Source organism: Virgibacillus ainsalahensis, from assembly GCF_055380755.1.
Genome location: NZ_AP043943.1, coordinates 3,796,474 through 3,817,499 on the forward strand (window position 1 = coordinate 3,796,474; position 21,026 = coordinate 3,817,499).

General features: G+C 40.6%; 19 protein-coding genes and 1 riboswitch. Of the genes, 8 read left to right on the plus strand and 11 right to left on the minus strand.

Features of this window, described 5'->3' with window-relative positions; all coding sequences use genetic code 11:
- Window positions 1-10 precede the first annotated feature (10 nt).
- Complete coding sequence (locus tag ACZ427_RS18825) at window positions 11-1,276, minus strand: hypothetical protein (RefSeq protein WP_461177295.1); 1,266 nt, start codon at window positions 1,274-1,276, stop codon at window positions 11-13.
- 242 nt (window positions 1,277-1,518) lie between these two features.
- On the opposite strand from ACZ427_RS18825, the gene ACZ427_RS18830 reads away from it, so the two are divergent.
- On the plus strand, window positions 1,519-1,707 hold the full coding sequence (locus tag ACZ427_RS18830) for a hypothetical protein (protein WP_461177294.1): 189 nt from the start codon (window positions 1,519-1,521) through the stop codon (window positions 1,705-1,707).
- Between the two features lie 958 nt (window positions 1,708-2,665).
- Here the strand turns inward: ACZ427_RS18830 and ACZ427_RS18835 are convergent.
- Both ACZ427_RS18835 and ACZ427_RS18840 read right to left on the minus strand, forming a co-directional pair.
- Window positions 2,666-4,264 carry an amidohydrolase gene (locus tag ACZ427_RS18835; RefSeq protein WP_461177293.1) on the minus strand — a complete coding sequence of 533 codons (1,599 nt, stop codon included), beginning with the start codon at window positions 4,262-4,264 and terminating at the stop codon, window positions 2,666-2,668.
- 213 nt (window positions 4,265-4,477) lie between these two features.
- Window positions 4,478-4,652, minus strand: a riboswitch (Lysine riboswitch).
- Window positions 4,653-4,747: 95 nt separating this feature from the next.
- Complete coding sequence (locus ACZ427_RS18840; protein WP_461177292.1) at window positions 4,748-5,902, minus strand: N-acetylmuramoyl-L-alanine amidase; 1,155 nt, start codon at window positions 5,900-5,902, stop codon at window positions 4,748-4,750.
- Between the two features lie 199 nt (window positions 5,903-6,101).
- On the opposite strand from ACZ427_RS18840, the gene ACZ427_RS18845 reads away from it, so the two are divergent.
- Complete coding sequence (locus ACZ427_RS18845) at window positions 6,102-6,332, plus strand: hypothetical protein (RefSeq protein WP_461177291.1); 231 nt, start codon at window positions 6,102-6,104, stop codon at window positions 6,330-6,332.
- Between the two features lie 104 nt (window positions 6,333-6,436).
- Here the strand turns inward: ACZ427_RS18845 and ACZ427_RS18850 are convergent, their stop codons facing one another.
- From ACZ427_RS18850 to ACZ427_RS18875, 6 genes are read right to left on the minus strand one after another with little or no spacing between them, the layout of a single operon-like run.
- Window positions 6,437-7,684 carry an ABC transporter permease gene (locus tag ACZ427_RS18850; RefSeq protein ID WP_461177290.1) on the minus strand — a complete coding sequence of 416 codons (1,248 nt, stop codon included), beginning with the start codon at window positions 7,682-7,684 and terminating at the stop codon, window positions 6,437-6,439.
- A complete protein-coding gene (locus tag ACZ427_RS18855; protein ID WP_461177289.1) occupies window positions 7,677-8,609 on the minus strand; it encodes an ABC transporter ATP-binding protein in 933 nt (310 codons plus the stop codon). The genes ACZ427_RS18850 and ACZ427_RS18855 overlap by 8 nt, the downstream gene beginning before the upstream one ends.
- Before the next feature lie 10 nt (window positions 8,610-8,619).
- Complete coding sequence (locus tag ACZ427_RS18860) at window positions 8,620-9,063, minus strand: ATP-binding cassette domain-containing protein (RefSeq protein WP_461177288.1); 444 nt, start codon at window positions 9,061-9,063, stop codon at window positions 8,620-8,622.
- Window positions 9,060-9,473: an ATP-binding cassette domain-containing protein gene (locus tag ACZ427_RS18865; protein WP_461177287.1), complete on the minus strand. Its 414-nt coding sequence runs from the start codon at window positions 9,471-9,473 to the stop codon at window positions 9,060-9,062. Before ACZ427_RS18865 ends, ACZ427_RS18860 begins: the two co-directional genes overlap by 4 nt.
- A 3-nt stretch (window positions 9,474-9,476) precedes the next feature.
- Window positions 9,477-9,878: a GntR family transcriptional regulator gene (locus ACZ427_RS18870; RefSeq protein WP_461177286.1), complete on the minus strand. Its 402-nt coding sequence runs from the start codon at window positions 9,876-9,878 to the stop codon at window positions 9,477-9,479.
- Window positions 9,879-9,894: 16 nt separating this feature from the next.
- Window positions 9,895-10,617 (minus strand): hypothetical protein, encoded by a 723-nt coding sequence (locus ACZ427_RS18875; RefSeq protein WP_461177285.1) that lies wholly within the window; start codon window positions 10,615-10,617, stop codon window positions 9,895-9,897.
- 347 nt (window positions 10,618-10,964) lie between these two features.
- Here ACZ427_RS18875 and ACZ427_RS18880 point away from each other — a divergent pair, with 347 nt between their 5' ends.
- A complete protein-coding gene (locus ACZ427_RS18880; RefSeq protein ID WP_461177284.1) occupies window positions 10,965-11,480 on the plus strand; it encodes a DoxX family protein in 516 nt (171 codons plus the stop codon).
- 55 nt (window positions 11,481-11,535) lie between these two features.
- On the opposite strand, the gene ACZ427_RS18885 is transcribed toward ACZ427_RS18880, so the two are convergent.
- Entirely contained in the window at window positions 11,536-11,910 is a 375-nt protein-coding gene (locus ACZ427_RS18885) for a PH domain-containing protein (protein WP_461177283.1), read from the minus strand.
- A gap of 157 nt (window positions 11,911-12,067) precedes the next feature.
- Between ACZ427_RS18885 and ACZ427_RS18890 the strand changes: the two genes are divergently transcribed.
- From ACZ427_RS18890 to ACZ427_RS18910, 5 genes are all read left to right on the plus strand, one after another.
- Complete coding sequence (locus ACZ427_RS18890) at window positions 12,068-12,700, plus strand: superoxide dismutase family protein (RefSeq protein WP_461177282.1); 633 nt, start codon at window positions 12,068-12,070, stop codon at window positions 12,698-12,700.
- A gap of 82 nt (window positions 12,701-12,782) precedes the next feature.
- On the plus strand, window positions 12,783-13,499 hold the full coding sequence (locus tag ACZ427_RS18895) for a sulfite exporter TauE/SafE family protein (protein WP_461177281.1): 717 nt from the start codon (window positions 12,783-12,785) through the stop codon (window positions 13,497-13,499).
- 376 nt (window positions 13,500-13,875) lie between these two features.
- Window positions 13,876-15,066 carry an MFS transporter gene (locus ACZ427_RS18900; protein ID WP_461177280.1) on the plus strand — a complete coding sequence of 397 codons (1,191 nt, stop codon included), beginning with the start codon at window positions 13,876-13,878 and terminating at the stop codon, window positions 15,064-15,066.
- Between the two features lie 116 nt (window positions 15,067-15,182).
- The gene (locus ACZ427_RS18905) at window positions 15,183-18,368 is read left to right on the plus strand and encodes an SNF2 helicase associated domain-containing protein (protein WP_461177279.1); all 3,186 of its coding nucleotides are present in this window, start codon (window positions 15,183-15,185) and stop codon (window positions 18,366-18,368) included.
- 937 nt (window positions 18,369-19,305) lie between these two features.
- Window positions 19,306-19,449: a hypothetical protein gene (locus ACZ427_RS18910; protein ID WP_461177278.1), complete on the plus strand. Its 144-nt coding sequence runs from the start codon at window positions 19,306-19,308 to the stop codon at window positions 19,447-19,449.
- A gap of 67 nt (window positions 19,450-19,516) precedes the next feature.
- On the opposite strand, the gene ACZ427_RS18915 is transcribed toward ACZ427_RS18910, so the two are convergent.
- Entirely contained in the window at window positions 19,517-20,809 is a 1,293-nt protein-coding gene (locus tag ACZ427_RS18915) for a hypothetical protein (RefSeq protein WP_461177277.1), read from the minus strand.
- Window positions 20,810-21,026: the final 217 nt, after the last annotated feature.

Here is a 21,026-nt window from a genome sequence, read left to right on the forward strand (position 1 = left end):
TTTCCTCTCTTTATAATTCATCTAATAATACAAGCTCTCCACTAAATCCATCCACAGCATATCCACAATCAATTTTCCCGCAAAGGATATACGCGCCTTTTTCCTTATCGTAAACATAAACTGGAGTCACTTCGATGTAGTCGTACAGCTTATCAAATGCTTCATCTTTAGAAAGCTTGACTTCGTGACTTTCCTGGAATCGATTAAATATATCCACAATGATGGAATTATCTAGATAATCCACGGCATGAAAATTTTCCCTGTCCAGGATAATCCGGAGTTTCCGCTCAATGACCCGGTTCGTTCCTTCAGCGGGTTTAATATCTGCAAAAATATAACCATTCTCACGATACAATGCTGTGAGTCTCCATTTGCCATTATCAGCAGGGAATTCACGCTGGATAAAATTTCTTACTTCTTGTGATGCTTTTTTCTGATCTGTTTCTGTTAAAGGAAGCGTATCTGGATCAGCTTCCTGTCTCAGAGCTTGTTCTATCGTCACATCTACTGACAAATCGTAATCTTGTGCTTTGAACGCATGGACGTCTGTTGTTTCCCATTCTATAGGCAAATCTTTTTTTACGTACGAGCCCTGGTTTTCCACTTCTTCAAAAGAAATGGTGCGCTTCCCGTCATTTGTGAGGAAAATTGTTGTTGTGCCATAGACAGCGAGCCATTTCTTTTCATCCTCAATCGGTATCTGCAGCAGCTGTACTTGTTCTTTAGCAAGTGGAGCTGTTGATTCAGGGGTTAAATCAAAGGGTTCCCAATTAATCTGTTCTTCATGTGGAAAAACACCATCAATGGAAAATAATATAAGCTTTCCGTCTGCGTTAAACTTCACTTCAATTATGCCAGAAGGATAAACAGGTACATTATCCACAGCTGCCTGGAAATATAGTGAGTAATTGTCATCATTCATTAGTTTAAATTGACGGCCAAATTCCAGTCCGGTGAGCTCTTCCACCCATTCAATTGCATTTTCAGTATCGGCATCGGGAAAACCGCTTTGCTCTGCAAAAGTAACATCTTCAACAAAGATAACTCGCTTCACTTTTTTTGAATGGATATCCATATCAATGACCGCTGTGCCGGGAGGGTTGATGTCCTCATCTGTCTGATCGTTGTTCTTAGGAAACCATTCCATGGAAAGAATATAAAATGTATCCTGAAAATCGTCCGTTTGTCGAAAAATAGAATGTCGTTTTAAATAGTAACTGTCCAAACCAAATGTATCGGCAGTCTCATTCACGAGCTCCTCTAAAATTTCATGCATTTTAAAACCTCACTTTTATCGTTTTCTTAAGTATATCATTCAACATCTTACGTAAAAATAAAAGTCATTTAAAGACCGTTTTTTAAAGTGTCTTTTCACATAAACAGCATACGGAACTTTCTTGATTGAAAGGTTGGAGAGAATAAATATCAGTTTAATGGTATTTTGAGTATGATTTATTCAAAATTAAATGTAAAATGAAAGTAAGATGGTAAGTTGTACATAGAGAAGGGGGTGTTTGTTTGACTACGAAAGAGGAAGTCATTCAAATCATTAAAAGTTTACCGGATAGTGTATCAATGGAACAGATCATGCATGAATTATATGTTCATATTAAATTCCAGCAAGGTGCACAGGAAATGAATAACGGGAAATCCGAACCGAAAGATAAAGACACGATTAAATCAAAATCCGGAAAATGGCTGCACTAGAAAACGTGGTTTTTCACTAATTTTGAGATTGAACGATCGAACGCAGAGAAGAACCGCTTGTTCAGTCACTCATCGGGTAGATGAACGACAGAACGCAGAGGAGAACCGCTTACTCAGTCACTCATCGGGTAGATGAACGACAGAACGCAGAAGAGAACCGCTTGTTCAGTCACTCATCGGGTAGATGAACGACAGAACGCAGAGGAGAACCGCTTGTTCAGTCACTCATCGGGTAGATGAACGACAGAACGCAGAGAAGCACCGCTTATTCGGTCACTTATCGGGTTGAAGAACGCCCGAACGAAGCGGAGAACCACTTATTCGGTCACTCATCGGGTTGAAGAACGCCCGAACGCAGAGGAAGAGCCGTCATTCGGTCACTCATCGGATTGATGAACGCCCGAACGCAGAGAAGCACCGCTTATTCGGTCACTTATCGGGTTGAAGAACGCCCGAACGAAGCGGAGAACCACTTATTCGGTCACTCATCGGGTTGAAGAACGCCCGAACGCAGAGGAAGAGCCGTCATTCGGTCACTCATCGGATTGATGAATGCCCGAACGCAGAGAAGCACCGCTTGTTCAGTCGCTCATCAGGTTGATGAACGCCCGAACGCAGAGGAGAACCGCTTGTTCAGTCACTCATCGGGTAGATGAACGACAGAACGCAGAGAAGCACCGCTTGTTCAGTCACTCATCGGGTTGAAGAACGCCCGAACGCAGAGGAAGAGCCGTCATTCGGTCACTCATCGGGTTGAAGAACGACCGAACGCAGAGAAGCACCGCTTGTTCAGTCACTCATCGGGTTGAAGAACGACAGAACGCAAATGTTTTTTAGTATATCCACGAAAAAAGCATACCAATCACTATGTGGTTTGGTATGCTTTTTAACTTGTTCATTCAAAAGTGAACTATTTATCCTTTCATAAGCCTTCGTTTTTCGGCAGATGTTCATGAAATTAGTTTTTCTGGTATTTGATATCTCCACCGATAATTGTCATTTCGATTTCTGTATCGAGTAGATCATCCGGATCTTCCATCTCAAATGGGTCCTTTGAGTAAACGGTCAGATCGGCCAATTTCCCCCTTGAAATGGTTCCCTTTACAGTTTCTTCATTTGTTGGGTATGCTCCCATTTCAGAGAATAACCGAAATGCCTCCTCCATCGATAGTTTTTCCTTTTTATTCCATCCATCATGCGTTTGTCCGGGTGCTTTTCTTGTTACAGCTGCATGAATCCCCAGCAAAGGATCAACAGGTTCAACTGGCGCATCCGAACCACCTGCACAGATTACACCAGCTGATATTAGTGATTTCCATGCATAAGCAAGGTCAATTCGTTTTTCACCCAGTCTTTCTTGTACCCATGGAAAATCCCCAACCAAAAATCTTGGCTGTATATCTGCAATTCGGCCTGGCACTGCCAACCGATGGATTAAATTATCCCTTAATACCTGCACATGGATAAGCCTGTCACGGTGGGAGGCAGAAGAGAATTGATCCAGTACATCCAAAACATTTTCCAGAGCCTGGTCGCCGATGGTATGAACTGCGATTGGCATGGACAGGTCCCGTGCGCGTTTAACAATGTCGAAAAGTGTTTCCTGATCTAACATGGCTTCCCCGTAGTTTGTTGAATCATCGTGATAGGCTTCAGATAAAAGCGCAGTGCTTCTGCCAAACGCACCATCTGCGAAAATTTTTACAGCGCCAATTTGTAATGTATCATTTCCGTATCCGGCATACATACCAGATTCCCGTAAATCATTCAGGAACTCATGATTAATTAATAGATTACACCGGAGGCCAAGCTGCTCCTCATTCAAGAGTTCATCATAGATTTGATATGTCTGCGTAAGACCGCCTAAATAGAGCGGATCGTTTGTATGTACGCTTGTTAGGCCTTTCTCCATCGCAAACTTGATGGCTTTTCGCATTGCCGATTTCAGCTCACCATAAGATTTCTCCGGAATATGCTGATTTACGATATCTGACGCAGACTCCAACAGAAGTCCAGTCGGTTTTTGTGTATGTTCATCCAAAACGATCGTACCACCCTCGGGGACTGTTATATCCGGATGGTAATTGCTCATTTCCAGTGCTTTGCTGTTAACGAGAGAAGCATGTGAACAAATTCTTGATAAAAACAAAGGACAATGTGGTGCCACATGATCCAGCTCATGCAGTTCAGGAGCTGATCCATCCGTGAACAAATTTTCATCCCATCCGGTTCCAACTAGCCATTCGCCCGGTTGTAAGCTATTCGCTTTCTGTTGAATTTGCTCAAGCATTTCCTGTTTGGAAGTAATGCCAGTTAAGTCGAGACTCAGAAATGTATTGGCAAGCATGGAAAGATGGAGATGGCTGTCAATTAAACCTGGGGTAACCGTTTTTCCATCCAGATCGACTTTTTCACTGGAAGCATCTTCCCATTGAAGCAGCATGTCTTCTGTTGTCCCCATATCAATAAAGTGGCCATCTTCAATTACAACAGCTTGCACTTTGGGTTTTGATGGATCAAATGTATAAAAGTTCCCATGTGTATAGATTTTTTTCATGATGTGTGCCTCCTTTAGTAATATTGTTCATTTTTTGCCAATCGAATGGCTTTCTCATTGTATGCAATGAAACAGTTGATGTGTTTGTGTCAGGGATATGCTGAAGGAATGAAGGGGATGATGAGGTTGTTTCTCGTAATTGCTTTTTAAATATAAAAAAACAATGATAGAAAATAACTTACCATTGTTTTACAATATACGTTATCCTCCATTTCGATCAGTAGTTCTCCATGTATTGTTAAACATGGCAGTATCTCTCTTCTTCAAAGACATACCAGCAGTAATAAGGATGACACGTATTACGCTTCGGCAAATAATCCTTTCATCAATTATCATCGATGTCATTCTACTATTGAGTACTAGTATTATTTGCACCTCTACCTCACCGATCTGATAAGGTCTGATTTATGAAATTATGCTTATGTTATCAGAAGATATACCATTATTCAAGAAAAGCTGCCCTTGTCTGGACAGCTTTTCCTTTTAATTATGAAAATAATTTTTCAATCCGTTCGTAATCGCCTCTGCTGCTTTGTATTGATAGTCAGAAGTTTGCACAACAGACAGATCATATTGATTCGATATGAATCCAAGTTCAACAAGAACAGAAGGTGCGCTTGTATTACGTAGCACACGATAGTCTCCTTCCATAATGCCCCTGTTGTTCAAAGACGTAGTGGAAGCCATTGCAGACTGTACCTGTTGTGCCAGTGTACGGTCTGTATTACTGTAATAAAATGTGCTGTTTCCATTCACAGAAAGTAAAGGAAAGGAATTATAATGCAAGCTGACAAAAGCATGGGTGTTGTGATTATTACTGATGCCAACTCTCTCATCGAGTGAAATAAAGTAATCTCCGGATCTTGTCATTGTTACATTAGCCCCTGCACTTTCCAACTGTTGCCGGACGATATCAGCTGTAGATGAAACCAAGTCTTTTTCGTAGACGCCATTAATACCGATTGCACCGGGGTCCTTTCCACCATGCCCTGGGTCAAGAACGATATGATAGCCTTCCAGTGATCCATTTGAGTTCTGTGATACCGGTTCACTTACATCATTGCCTGAGCCTGTGCTTTCAGATTCACTTGTTTCCTTTTCGGAATTTACTGCTTCTGATTCAGTTGCTTTATCGGTTAGCCATGAAGCAATCCATCCCGTTGATCCGTTACCTAAGTTAACTTTATGCCAATCACCTGATGTTTCCACTATATTGTATGTATCTGGGGATGAAGTTAAACCAATGACCTTGTGATTTGTCCCGGGCCCGGTCCGGATATGTACACCGTTTGCTTTGACTGTAACTGACTCAGCTGATGCTGAAGTTTGTGAAACAGTAGGGGTACTGTTTTCTTCAGGTTGGCTAACCGCAATCAGATGATGTTTAGCTACCCAGGCTTCTTCACCACCGTAATAGGTTTGTACCCAACCGTATTTTTCCTGAAATGCGATAACGTTGTCACCTTTGCTTAGCGAACCGACAATTTCCGCACCGTCAGCAGGTTCACTACGTACATTCAGTAACGAATTGCTGACTTCGTATGTTTTTTCATTTGCTGCGTACACCGCGGTCGGAATAAATAGAAATAAAAATACCAGGAAACCAATCCCAACCGTCAGTTTGTGTGTGATTCTCATAAAGTCCTCCTTTGCTGTGGGTAAAATTAAGACTATTAAATTAATAATAATAGTTAATTGTATCCGTAACAAGTGAAAACTAAACACTTTTTGCAAAAAACCATCCGGAAGAACTATGGATAGATGATTATTGTGTTTTTTGTCCTATTTTGGTGTCGATTGTGAGGGGATCTGACATCGTTCCAACAATAATATTCGATTGCTAGTACTCATCGCCTGCATTCATCCAAACATCACCCTCAAGCCAGAGCTCATCACCTACATCCAGTCCAACATCACGCTCAATCCAGAGCTCATCGCCTGCATTCATCCAAACATCGCCCTCAATCTAGTGCTCATCGCCTGCATTCATCCAAACATCACCCTCAAGCCAGTGCTCATCACCAGCATCCATCCGAACATCACCCTTAATCTACTGCACATCGCCTGAATCCAGTCAAACATCACCTTCAACTCAGTAATCATCACCAGCATCCATCACTATACACAAAAAAACGGAGTTGCTTCCTTAAGCAACTCCGCTAATTACGTTTCTTATGCCCGAATCCATTTCCAAATCTCTCCAGGTGTTGCGTTCTTTCCATACATCAAAATACCAGTTTTAAAGATTTTTCCGGCAAGTTTCATAAAGATCCAGACACTGACGACTAAAATAGCAACTGCGATGATTATTTCAATCCACGGCCACTCTTCCATGATGGAGAGCCGTAGCAGCAATACGCCAGGGGAAGTGAATGGAATATACGTACCAATTTGAGCTATCAAGCCAGTTGGGTCGCCTATAACCGGGCCGATAAAGATAAATGGCAGGAATGGGAGCATCATCACCAAACCTTGGAAGTTCCCTGCAGTTGACACGTCTGTCATCGTCGCACCGATACCGACAAAGATGGATGCAAATAACAAATAGCCTAATATTGCAATAGCAATCAACAACAGGAGTTCAGGAACGAATAGATACTCCAGAATCGGCATATCCATACGCCATATGACTACTGGCAGGACGAAAACAATTAATACAACGACCTGGATGATTCCTAACACAAAATACCCGACAATCTTTCCTTGCATCAGTTCTCCTGGGGTTACCGATGATAATATAATTTCAGCAATTTTGTCCTTCTTTTCCTGGGAAGCACTCTGGAAAATTGCCATTCCTGTAAACACGATGGAAAGCATAATGATGGCAGCAAATGCTCCTGGTACGATTCGCTCCATTAAATCTGCACCCAATCCGGTATCTGCTTCTTCGCCACCTTCCTCATTTGCAGCAATATCCTCTGCTGTGGTTTCATCAAATACCACACCCCGGGAGATAACTGCAGCCTCTTCCTCCGTTAGTCCAAGCTGCTCGACTTGCATTGCCTGGATGGGTGCCTCTAATGCCTGGACCTGACTGCTGAAAAATGAATCAATTTCATCCGTTGTATAAACGGACACAACGCCATTTTCCAAGGTGCTTTCATTGATGAAGATATAAGCGGTGTTCTCCTGATCTTCTAATTCTGATTCGACCTCTGCTTCCGATATGTCTGTCTGCTGCAGTTCCCAGTCAAATTCAGTCTGTTCCACGGTATTACGCATAACATCCAAGACGCCAAGCTGATCATTTACATAGACAGTGGTAGAAGAAGTCTCCTCTTCATCCGACCCACCAAAAATCGTTGGCATCATAAAGAAAAACAAGAAAATAGCTGGTGTCAAAAATAACCCGATAATAAATGTTTTGTTTTTCATATTACGTTTGATTTCCCACTTGGCAACCTTCATCGTATTACGCATCTATTGCACCTTCTTCCTGTAATAAATTCTTATCTGTAGCAATATCAATAAATATTTCATGCAACGAAATCCGGTCTATCGATAATTCCTGGATGAACAAATCATCCGGCAGATTTTTTAACCAGACTGATGGCTGGACATCCTTTGACAAGTAAAGAATGGATATTTCTTCCTGCTGTTCGATTCTTTGCACATCTGGCAGGCGCTCAAGCACATCACGTTCATTTTTTCCACGGATGGTACATTTGAAGTTCGCATATTGTGTTTTCACATCATCCATCGCACCATAAATTACCTTCTGTCCCCGGTGGATAAGAAATAGTCGATCTGCCATTTCCTCGACCAGATTCATTTGATGGGAGGATAATAGAATGGCAGTTCCGTTGTTTGCAAGATTCCGTATTTCCTGTTTAAAAAGTTCCTGCCTGACAGGATCCAGACCTGAGAAAGGCTCATCCAATATAAGCAGATCCGGCTCATGGATGATTGATGCGATAAACTGTACTTTTTGCCCCATTCCTTTTGACAGCTCCTCGACGGAGACTTTTTCCTTTCCTTCCAGATCGAATTTTTTCAAATAGTTCAGGGCACGCTCTTTTGCCTTGTCGAGCGGATAGTCTTTGAGCTCCGCTAAATAAAGCAGAATATCCATCACTTTTACGTTTTTGTACAGGCCGCGCTCTTCGGGGAGGTAGCCGATTTTATGGCGCGGAATTTCCTGTGCCGCATTATTTTGGAATGTAATGGTGCCCTCATCCGGATACATAATCCCCATAATATTCCGGATTGTTGTCGATTTCCCGGCACCATTCGGCCCGAGAATTGCCATAATCTCTCCCTTTTGTACATGGAAGGAAATGTTTGAGATAACTTGTTTGTCTTTAAAAGATTTGCCTAAATTTTCTACAGCTAACATCGTTTCCATTGGTACTTAATCATCCTTTCTTTAATAGAAGTGTAATAATTTCTTCCAGCTCAAGTGCCGTTTGATCGATCAATTGCAGAGAATGATCCTGAAAATATTTCTCTGTGGCAGGTGGATCATTCGAAACAAGTTGCAGGTCCTTGCGGGAAATCTCGCCTGGAATATGTATGGCAGGCAGAGTTCCGCTCATCCAATAACGCCTAAAGCTTTCGGTCAATGCTTCTTTTTCGAAGTTTCCAATCACTTTCCCACTCTGTAGTACGAATAAGTAGTCTGCAAGTTTCCTAATATCTTCTACCTGATGACTTGTGATTACAATAGAACGTTCTTCCTGATCCATCCAGTCAACCAGAATATCCATTAAATGTTTTTTGGACGGAATATCCATGAAGGAAGTTGGTTCATCAAGCAGCAGAAGCGGTGTGTTCCTCGGAATTGTTAGAGCTAAACTCAATTTCTGCTGTGCTCCCTGTGAAAGTTTGCCAAACTTTTGTTTAAATCGATTTCGAATAGTTCAATGATTTGATTAAAAAGTGCCTCATCCCAGTTTGGATATAATTGGGAGATCAATGTATTTAACGTATGTCCTGTGTATGCATCCCAACCAATGATGGTCTGGGGATGGTAGGCCACTTTTGCTTTCCATCCTTCATCCTGGCCATGAACAGATTTACCGGAAATATGGATACTGCCCATGTCAGGAGAAACCAGGTTCATTAGTAATTTCAGCATTGTACTTTTTCCTGAACCATTATTACCGACAAGCGCAGTGATCGTGCCTGGTTCTATGGTTAAATCTACAGGGCCGAGATGGAAATCATCCACTTGTTTTTCTAAGCCTTTCATTTCAATCCATGCCTTCATCTGCTACTCTCCATTTCTGTTCTCTTTTTTCGATTGCAAAACTTCACGGAAAATATCTTCTATCTGTTCAACTGTATAATCATAGCTGAGTGCTGTTTCGACAGCTTGGTCAATTGTGTCGTAAACGGTGGAAACTTTGACCCGGTGCTTCAGGGAATCCTCAATTTGTGCAACAAACGTCCCTTTTCCCTGGGAAGTTTGAATAAATCCCTCATATTCCAAGTTTTGATAGGCACGTCGAATCGTAATCACACTTATTTCCAGATTCTTTGCGAGTGCGCGAATGGAAGGGAGTGGTGCCCCTGTCAGGAGATGTCCGCCAGCAATCAATGCTTTCAGCTGCTTCTCAACTTGATGATAAATCGGTTCGCGTGAATCTTTGGAAAGACGTATTGGCAGTTCCACGCACGCACACTCCTCTCTAAAGGTAATCCAATTTCTCCATTTTTTTCTTCATCTGATACTGCCAGAATTTGAATCCAAGACCTGAAAGCAGGATCGACAAAACTGTAGATAAAAGTGTCTGATTCTGTGCAAACATAATTGTCCATTGAACAACACTGTAATCAGAAAAGTAGTTAAACGTCCGGAAAAATACGATCAGTCCTCCAATAAGAATAATGCTGTATATTGTCATGATTTTTCCGTTAACGATATCTCCTGCATCACTGGAAGGCATAATATATCCGACATAAATCCCGAATGAAAGCCAAATGATACAAAAAGTAACGTAGGAGACGGGTGACATGATTGTCTGAAAATCCGGATTAGCAACATAAAGTGCAAGTAGTATGATGAGCTGATAAGGTATTGAATAGAAAAAATAAACAATCATTCTGCTTGTCGTCAGAACATTTTTTGTTACAGGCAGCTGTAATAGCATAACGAGTGTTGGTGATGCCCACAGCTCCCCGCTGATTTTCTGATATTGAAATTCTTTCCCCCTTATGTAATAGGGCCCTAAAATAAATACAAACAAGAATAACAAATCCATTGCTACCGAGTCATTTTTCAATGAAAGGCTTAAGAAGAAAAAAAGTGCAAGAACAATAAAGACAAGATACGTCAGGGCTGCATGGATTGTAAATGCTTTTAATTCAAATTTTGCCAGCCAATAAGCCTGTTTCCACTCCTGCAAGTTCACAGATAGTCCTCCTCTCTCAACTGTTATACTGTGTATGTTTATATATACAGTGTAAAAACATCTGTAAATGATGTCAATAGATATTTTAAAAAATAGTCTTATAATTTAAAGTGAGTGGTTAAGTTTTAATACTAGTATTCTATTTATTAGTGCACATCCCAGGGGCGGGAGTGTGACAAAATTAGATGTTCACATTTTAGACATATCTTTGTTACTAAAATGTGAAATAATTCACAAACATATTTCCAAATTAAATAATCATGGTATTATATAAATGTACCAAGGAAATACATTTACAATATATTGTGAAGTAATGAACAAATAATAAAATTTAAGGAGATGAAGAAATGATGATGAATTTCATTCGTAATAATAAAATAGTTGCAGGTGTTTTAGCTATCTTAAGAATATATATCGGCTATACGTGGTTTATGGGTGGCCTGGGTAAAATAACAGGTGGTCAGTTTGATGCAAGTGGGTTTATTCAAGGGGCCGTTGCGAATTCTACAGGTGAAGGAGCTACTGTTCAAGCATGGTGGGGAACATTTCTAGAAGTTGTAGCACTCCCGAATGCCGGTTTATTCACGACCATGGTAATGTGGGGGGAGTTATTGGTAGGTATCGCACTTATGCTGGGTATTTTGACAAACTTTGCAGCGCTTATGGGTATCACAATGAACTTTGCATTCCTATTCAGCGGAACTGTTAGCACAAATGCTCAAATGGTTGTTATTACCATATTCCTAATGATTGCCGGTTACAATGCTGGACGCTATGGCTTAGACAGATGGATCATTCCTTTCTTGAGAAACCATACACCAATCGTAAAAGAAAAAGTAAAAAAAGAAGTCGCTGTTGCATAACATTAAAATTGATAAAGCTGCCCTTATATGAAATCAGGGGCAGCCTTTTTGTTCTTTAGCAGACATAATCCGCTAAAACACTTTGCACCTTATAAATGTTTAACTGCTTATTAAATGTTTTTTCAACAGGCACTGACATACCGGACACCCATATCTTCAATTCTGCTTCTAAATCGAATGTTCCAGCTGTTTCTACGGAGAAATGTGTAATATTATTATAAGGAATTGAGTGATATTCTATTTTCTTTCCTGTTACACCTTGTTTATCCACTAATATAAGCCGTTTGTCTGTGAAAACCATCAGATCCCGGATGAGCTTATATGCATGCTCTACCTTTTCTGCAGAAGTCAGGAGCTCAGCTATTTCCTTTTCTGCCTTATCTGCATCTATTTCAGAGGCATTGCCCATCATTCCATCAAAGATGCCCATATAAATTCCTCCTCTATATATTTCCTCAAGTATAAAGCTTGAGGCACCCTGTTTCCAGAAAGGTGAGTCGAATGAACGACTTTTTGCATAAAAGGTTTAAACCATCACTGCTATGTGAAAAATACTTATAACTATACATCGAAGGGAGATTAATAATATGAAGCGTTGGATGATGGTATTTTTCGCTCTGGCTATAGTTGTCCTATTAAGTGCTTGCGGCGGAAATGAGGAATCCGAAAATAATCAAGAACAAGGTAATCAGAATCAGGAAGAACAGCAAAATGACGAGGCCTCTGAGAATAATACGGAAGATGCTGTTGAAAGTAATTCAAGTGCGGAAGAAGAAGTTCTTGTTTCCCTAAATAATGCAAATGGGGACATCGTAGGAACAGCGACGTTAACAGAAGATGAGTCGGGTGTAAATGTTTCACTGGAAGGAACGGATCTTCCAGCGGGCACACATGGTTTTCATATTCATGAAACAGGTGTCTGTGAAGGACCTGACTTTGAATCAGCTGGCGGTCACTACAATCCTACAGATGCCAATCATGGTTTTGATGACCCAGAAGGACCGCATGCAGGGGATCTTGAAAACATTGAAGTTGCAGAAGATGGAACGGTAAATACAGAAGTTAGTGCAGATATGGTGACATTGGAACAGGATGGGGATAACACGCTATACACAGAAGAGGGTACAGCGCTCGTTATTCATTCTGAAGCGGATGACTACGAATCCCAGCCATCTGGTGATGCCGGAGATCGTATCGCATGTGGTGTCATTGGAGAATAGCAGATAAATGCCCGGGATTATTTCCCGGGCATTATTTGTGTTAATATAATGTTTATAATTGTATAGATTGCAGGTGTATGAATTGGATACGATTCTCCTATTTGCATTTATTATTTTACTAGCTTCCATATTGCAGACAAGTACCGGTTTTGGGTTCTCCATCATGGCGACCCCTTTGTTATTGCTGCTATTTGATCCACGTGAAGCAATTCAAATTAATTTGATTTTGTCATTGCTTATTTCCTGTGCACTAATTGCTAAGATAAAAAAGGACGTGGATACAGGGATTTTAAAAAGATTTACGTGGGGGAGTCTGACAGGTTTACCGATAGGAATCTCAGTATTCTTAATAATGGATATGAACATATTAAAATTTGTCATAAGCATACTTATTTTATTATTGACCGTATTGCTGGTCTTTAATGTGAGAACAAGGCAGACGATAAAAAGGGATTTTGTAGTTGGTGGTTTTTCAGGTATGTTCACAACAAGTATTGGAATCCCGGGACCACCAATTTTATTGTACTTTTCCGGAACAGATACAAGGAAGGAAACACTCCGTGCAACTACATTAGCCTTTTACTTATTTATCTACTTTGTAAGCCTGGTTATTCAGGTCGTATTTGCAGGGACTTCAAAGGAAATTTGGATTTCCAGTTTAATGGGTCTGCCACTTGTAGGGATAGGCTTAGTTGTGGGGCAAAAACTGTTTACATGGATGAATCAGTCATTGTTCCGCTGGTTGACCTATATTCTATTGTTTTTTACAGGGATTTATTTGTTGCTAGAGCAGCTTTAATACGGTGGTAACTGTGAAAGCTGCTCTGGCGCTGGTGAGCGCAGAACCCTGGGCCGCGAGCGCAGTACCATCGCCGTTGAGCGCAGAACCCTGGGCCGCGAACGCAGTACCAATGCCAGTGAACGCAGTACCCTGGGTCTCGATCGCAGAACCATCGCCGTTGAACGCAGTACCCTGGCCCACGAGCGCAGTACCATCGCCGTTGAGCGCAGTACCCCGGGCCGCGAACGCAGTACCCTGGGTCTCGATCGCAGAACCCCGGACCACGAGCGCAGGACACATCGCACCACGCCCCACAACCAAACAGCAAACGACCTTCCATAATTACCCATCCTCATGTATAATATACTTCGAGTATCGAAGAAAGGGGTCTTCCATGAGCTCGGATGTGAATACGCAGTCTGCAAAGAACGTCGATAAAATTTGGACACGTGATTTTGTGTTTATTTGCCTGGCTAATTTTTTTGTGTTTCTCGGTTTTCAAATGACATTGCCGACGATTCCTTTATTCTTAAAGGAACTTGGTGGCAGTGACCAGCTGGTTGGTGTCATAGTTGGTATTTTTACCTTTTCTGCACTATTGATTCGCCCCTATGCCGGTCATGCACTGGAATCAAAGGGAAGAGGCTTTGTTTTCATGCTCGGATTATCTATTTTCGTACTATCTATTGGTTCTTATGCATTTATTGGCAGTATCATGCTTTTATTTATGATGCGAATCGTACAGGGAGCCGGTTGGGGGTTTTCAACTACTGCAGGTGGAACCATCGCAACAGATTTAATACCACCAAAGCGCCGCGGTGAAGGGATGGGCTATTTTGGTCTATCAGGTAATATTGCACTCGCTTTCGGTCCATCACTTGGATTGACATTGGTTGGTATTATTTCTTTCTCGCAGCTTTTTTTAATTTGTGCTGTATTTGGTTTGATTGCATTTATTTTTTCGACAAGAATTCATTATAAAAAAGTGGAGCAATCCGAACACAAGACCACAACAGTTAAATTTGATATTTTTGAAAAAACAGCTTTGCAGCCATCATTGCTGTTGTTTTTTATTACAACGACATTTGGAGGAATTGCAACATTTCTTCCGCTTCATGCGATAGAACAGGATGTAGCGGGGATTCAGGTTTATTTTCTCGTCTATGCTATATTTTTAATGATATCGAGAACGTTCGCAGGGAAGATTTATGATACAAAAGGCCATCTTTATATATTCTTGCCTGGCGCATTGATGATTTTCTTTGCTATGCTGCTTTTATCATGGCTGCCAAGTACTGCAGTAATGCTCATTGCAGCAGGACTCTATGGATTGGGATTTGGCAGTGTGCAGCCAGCTCTGCAGGCATGGTCGGTTGAAAAGGCACCAAATAACCGAAGAGGTATGGCGAACGCAACCTTTTTCTCATTTTTTGATCTGGGGATAGGAATTGGCGCAATCGTTTTTGGACAGTTGGCCTTTCTTTTTGGCTATGGCTCCATTTACATAACCTCTGCCGGGTTTGTTATGCTTTCCATGATTTTATATATTTATCTTTACCTTAGAGCAAAAAGAATGGCGCAATAGAAGTTATTACGCAGATGGAGATCTCATATGGGCTAAAAAACTTCAAAGGTTTAAAAATGGTGTCTTCTCGTTTACAATAGATATAATGAGACTGTAGAAGGTAGGTTTACAGAATTTTGAAAAGTATTAGCGATATCAATATTCAAAAGTTATTTCCAGCTATTATATATAAACGCGGACTGAATTACTATAAAGAAGATAAAGTAAGCGATCTTTTATACGATATTAATTTTAAAGTCTGGACAGCTACTGTACATGGGACAGAAGATTACTTTGTTGAGATCAACATGAAGGATTTAGATAAAGGGTCAATTGATACGTATTGTGACTGTCCCGCTTTTGAAACATTTGGCTCCTGCAAGCATATTGCTGCAACATTGATCAGTGTCGTCAATAAGGAATCAGAACGGCAGGGGACCCCGAATGCTACGCCGGCTGTTGCAAGGTATGATTATCAGAAAACAAACCGTTTTATGCAAGCGCTCAGTTCCATTGAACAGCCAAGTACAGCGCCTGAAATTTTGCCGAAAAAAATGCCGATGCATGTCGAATATTACTGCAAGTGGACCTATGATAAAAACCTGGTTGTAGAATTAAAAACAGGGGAAAAGCGAGCCTTTGTCGTTAAAGATGCCTATGATTTCCTGGAGGATGTCTTTCAGGGAAATGAACATTATTTCACAAAGAAGTTTACTTATAATCCGGAAACACATTACTTTCTAAGGCAGGATCTTGACATTTTTGAATTACTGTATGGTCTGCAAAAAAATGAGCAAATTTATAGCAGGTTTGCTTTTATTAATTATGAAGGAAACAAAAACAAACGTGCCATTGTTATCCCGCCTCTTATTGCCGAAGAACTTCTTGGTAAACTTACGGAACGGGATTTCACAGTGGAAACAGATAGAAGAAGTTATCAACAAGTAAGTATAGAGAAGGGCCAATTACCATTTCAGTTTGCATTGACAAAAAATGAAAGCAATGATCTGCTGCTGAAAATGGATGAAGTAACAGATGCAACTTATTTTAGTCCATACGAAATGTTATTTTATCAGGGTGTGTTTTATTTTCCTGCCAAGGAGCAACTTCCCATTCTCGAAGGAATAAATCAGTTCGGTCTGAATGATCTACAGCTTCCGATTACACAATCCCAGGCAGATACATTTTTATCGGAAATTCTGCCATCTCTAAAAAAAGTTGGGGACGTAGAAATAGCAGACAAGGTTGCCGAAGAGATTATTCAGGTACCATTGCGGGCAAAGCTGTATCTGGAAGTAAAGGCAGACTTGATTGTCGGGAAGCTGGAATATCAATATGGAAGTCAAAACATCGATCCATTCAGTGGAAGAGAACAAAATGATGTCATCATTATCCGTGATGTGGAAAAAGAACAGCAGATTATGCGTCTGATTGAATATGCGAACTTCCATTATAATGGTAAGGAACTGTACATTGAAGAGGAAGAGGAGGATTTATATGACTTCCTATACAGTGTTCTGCCACTTCTCGATGAATATGTGGAGTTGTTCCTAACCTCGGACATCCGCAGCCTGATTGTGGAAAGTGAACCGATGCCAAGTACGAGCGTGAGCCTGGAGTCATCGACAAATTTATTGGAAATTGGTTTTGATATCGATGGCGTGGATGATTCAGAAATTAATCAAATTATTAATGCAGTCATTGAAAAGAAACGTTATTACCGTATGCAGAGCGGTGCATTGCTTTCATTGGAAGGTGATGAATTTTCTTCCATGAAACAGTTCTTTAATGATTTTGATATTAAAAAAGATGATGTAGAGGACGGCAATGTGCATATGCCTGTCTATCGTGGTGCACAGGTTGATGAACTGATTGAGACAAATAAGAACTATGATCCGGCTTTTCGCAAACTATTGCATCAATTGAAATCCCCGGAGGAGCAGGTTTATGAGCTTCCAGAAAACTTGCAGGCATCACTGCGAAATTATCAGCATACTGGCTATCAATGGTTCAAGTCACTGAGCAACTATCATCTGGGTGGAATTTTAGCTGATGATATGGGTCTTGGGAAAACATTGCAATCCATCGCCTATATTGCATCAGAAAAGAGCGATCAACCCCATTTGATTGTAGCACCTTCATCTGTTGTATATAATTGGAAAAATGAATTTGAAAAATTTGTTCCTGACTTGAATATCGCTATTCTAACAGGGACACCAGCCGAACGCAGATGGAAGTTTACGGAACTTACCGATATGGATGTCTGGATTACATCTTATGCGACATTGCGCCAGGATATCGAATACTATCGAGAACTGACATTTAGAACATTGATTCTTGATGAGGCACAATTTATTAAAAACTATGCAACCAAAACATCTCGCGCCATTCGTGAGATAAAGGCAGGCAGAAGGTTTGCACTCAGTGGTACACCAATTGAAAACTCTATTGATGAGCTCTGGGCAATTTTCCAGGTGGTCCTCCCTGGTCTCATGCCGAATCAGCGTAATTTCAAGCAATTATCGAATGAAAAAATTAGTGCAATGACAAAACCGTTTATCCTGCGTCGTCTGAAAAAAGATGTATTAAAGGAACTCCCGGATAAAATTGAAACTGTAAGTGTTTCTGAATTAACGAAGGAACAGAAGGACCTATATGTAGGCTATCACCGTCAGCTGCAGCAAGAGGCTGCACAATCCATGAAAGAAACGGGCTTCAACCAAAACCGGATGAAGATTCTCGCTGGATTAACCAGACTTCGCCAGCTTTGCTGCCATCCATCCTTGTTCATCGAAAACTATGAAGGACAATCCGGTAAGCTGGAGCAGCTGATGGATACAGTACGAAACGCGATTAAAAATGGAAAACGCATGCTAATTTTTTCACAGTTTACAAGCATGCATGAAATTATCATCGAAAAACTGAAACAGGAAGGCGTCGATTATTTTTACCTGCATGGGCAAACACCTTCCCAAGAGCGTGTTGAAACAAGTGAACGATTCAACAATGGAGAGAAAGATGTCTTTTTGATTTCCTTGAAAGCAGGGGGGACCGGGCTGAATCTGACCGGTGCGGATACCGTAATATTATATGACTTATGGTGGAACCCCGCAGTAGAGGATCAGGCAACCGGGCGTGCACACCGATTTGGTCAGAAAAATGTCGTCCAGGTTATCCGGATGGTAACAGAAGGAACGATTGAAGAGAAAATATATGAACTTCAGCAGAAGAAACGTGAATTGATTGATCAGGTCATCCAGCCAGGTGAGACAATGTTGTCTTCTCTAAGCGAAGAGGATGTCCGTGAACTGCTGAATATATAAGGAGGCTGAAAAGGGTTTGACCCTCTTCAGCTTCTTTTTTGCAGTTAAGAAACTAGCATGCCATCCAACTATAATGAAAACAGCTAATTTAATCAGAAGGCTGTCTCCTATACGCTTGGGATATCGGTTACTCGTCCCCACTGAAAAGATTTGTTGCTTTTGTCACAAAAGATATAAAAGAAGAAGTAACCTAACAGTGACTTCCTCTCATCCTTTACAAAATGAGTGCTAGTCCAACGCTGCTTAAAAAAATACTCGCTTTCCACGGGGAACGCTTCAGCCTCCTTACTCGCAAAGACCGCTCGCTGCGGGGTCTTCAGACTGTTCCTTTTCCCGTAGGACCTGAATTAACTTCATGAATCAACACCGCACGAAGAAAATTGGTTTGTATTTTCAAGGAGTCTCGCATTTTTTTAGCAGCTTAGAATAGCTTTCTGTTTAAGGGAGAAAAAACTTCATGAAACATAAATCCCATGAACCGTTTCTTTCGATAATTAGAACACTACTTCCAGCGAAGTATTCTGTCGAAGCGATTGTTATAGCACTGGGTTCAAAAGGTATGGAAGAAAGCAAAACCATGATAAAGTTACGTCGTCTTTTACATCAACTTCTACATTAAAGAGCTACAAAGTTTACCAGTATTCATTTTACTACATTGTAAGCCACGTCCAGCTCGGGGCGACTATCCCGCCTGAGGTCAAACGCATGTTGAGTTCAAGCTTTCAGCCCACACGACGTTGCTCAAGTAATAGTGGGGCACTTAGGCGAACTTTCTTATGTTTCAGGGTGTGCAAGGTGTGACTTGAGTTTTTGTTCTTTTGCATAAATATTAGCATTATTACAATTTGTTTACATATTCTTAAAAACGGGAAAGGGAAAATATAAAAAGATTATTCTATCTTTTAGAAATGACGTCTTACTCAAGGAGGTGCTAGGTATGAAAGTTGTTGCAAATGGATTCAGCAAATTCATCATAGCCAACCTGGTAGTAATTTTTGTCATTATGTTATTGCCGGTTTTTCTAATAACGGATAGTGTGTCATTTCTCGATAGTATATTGAAATACTTGTTTAATCATTAACAATAAAACAGTTCCTCGTATTTAATAGACAATCTGGGTTGCGTCCACTGCCTCTGTACCATTCTCTTTACTGATTCAATGTAAACAGTTTCCGTGGGCGCCCTTTAACATAAGGTTTTTCTTCACCTACTACTTTAATTACTTCACCACTCAGCAACTTGTTTATGGTACGTTCAGCACTGCGTTTGGTTACACTGTAAAAGGTAGCAACATCGTTGGATGAAAAGGGCTCATTGTTTCGAAACTGAATGAAATCAATGAAATTATACGATAACTCATTATTTAAACGTGCTTTGTGAATCAGTGACTGATACAGTTTAGATGTATCAAATTGCTTCCTGACACCAAGCGGACCGATGGTATCCTTTCGATCATTAACAATATAACAGCTGCTGTCATCTGTCTGCTCACATTTTTCCAGTGCTAATTTTGCATGATCTTCCGCCTGCTTGGCTGTTAATCCAAGGCCAAATCCGATATCAACAGGAAGTTGCAGTGACTGCTCTATTTCACGTATCATTGGAAAATCTCTATAATGATCTGTGATGTGATCAAGGATTCCTCGTGTACCAAATAATACGAATTGATCCACATTACTTGGTAAAACGGAAGCGTATGTCTTCTTCCCGAACCTATTTAAAATTTCATGCAGTTTATTCAACAGGGTGGTTGCAGCAGATTCGCCCTGTACCTCTTTAATGGAAGCAAAGTTTTTAATCTGTACATATCCGGCGACGATTTGTGCACTTTTGCTCTGATTTAATGTAACAATCGATTTCGCCTGTTCGATAGCACGTTCCATATTCAATTTGGGAATAATCATACGAATTGTTGGGATATCAAGATTCCGTAATTGCTGTTCTACCTCATCAACAGATGTGAGAACATAATCGATTTTATCACTGTCCCATAGCTTTTGATGATGCTTAACAATTTTTTTGATATCTACTTCGATGTCTTTACCGTAGCTGTATGTATAAATCTCATGGTCATTAATATCCAGTTCGTGGAGTACGCCTTCTACATGGGAGTCGTGTAATACATCAATGGAAATCCGGTTTAATTGCAAATTATGATAATTTTTAATCCGGTAGAAGGATGTGAGTATCATGTATTCATCGAATGCAACCTGTACTGCAGGCAGTCTTTTTTTTATGATTTTTTCCGAGGCATATAAATAGGGAAGAGCTTCTGTAAACAGGTATATGTCACACATGAAAGCCTTTTCAATTAATTCTACAACTTCGTTAGCCTTCGTGTATGTAAATGGAATAACTTCAATTTCATCCTGTCCACTAATGGAAGTGTGAATTTGATCCATTACTTCTTTTCTGCCAAAAACAGCAATTTTTGCTTTCATCTATATAAACTCCTTTATAAACGACATTTTTTGCAGTGAAGATGATATTAAACTTTTTAACTGCATCAGTTCGGGCTAAAGATTTTGCCAAACGTCTGGCAAAAGCAAAGTTTTCTAACTATTTATTTCATGGTATAGAATTTTCCCAAAATTGTCAAGATAACTTAAGGGATGGAAGAGTGTATGCATTTAAAGAGCACCCCCTGGCAAATCCAGA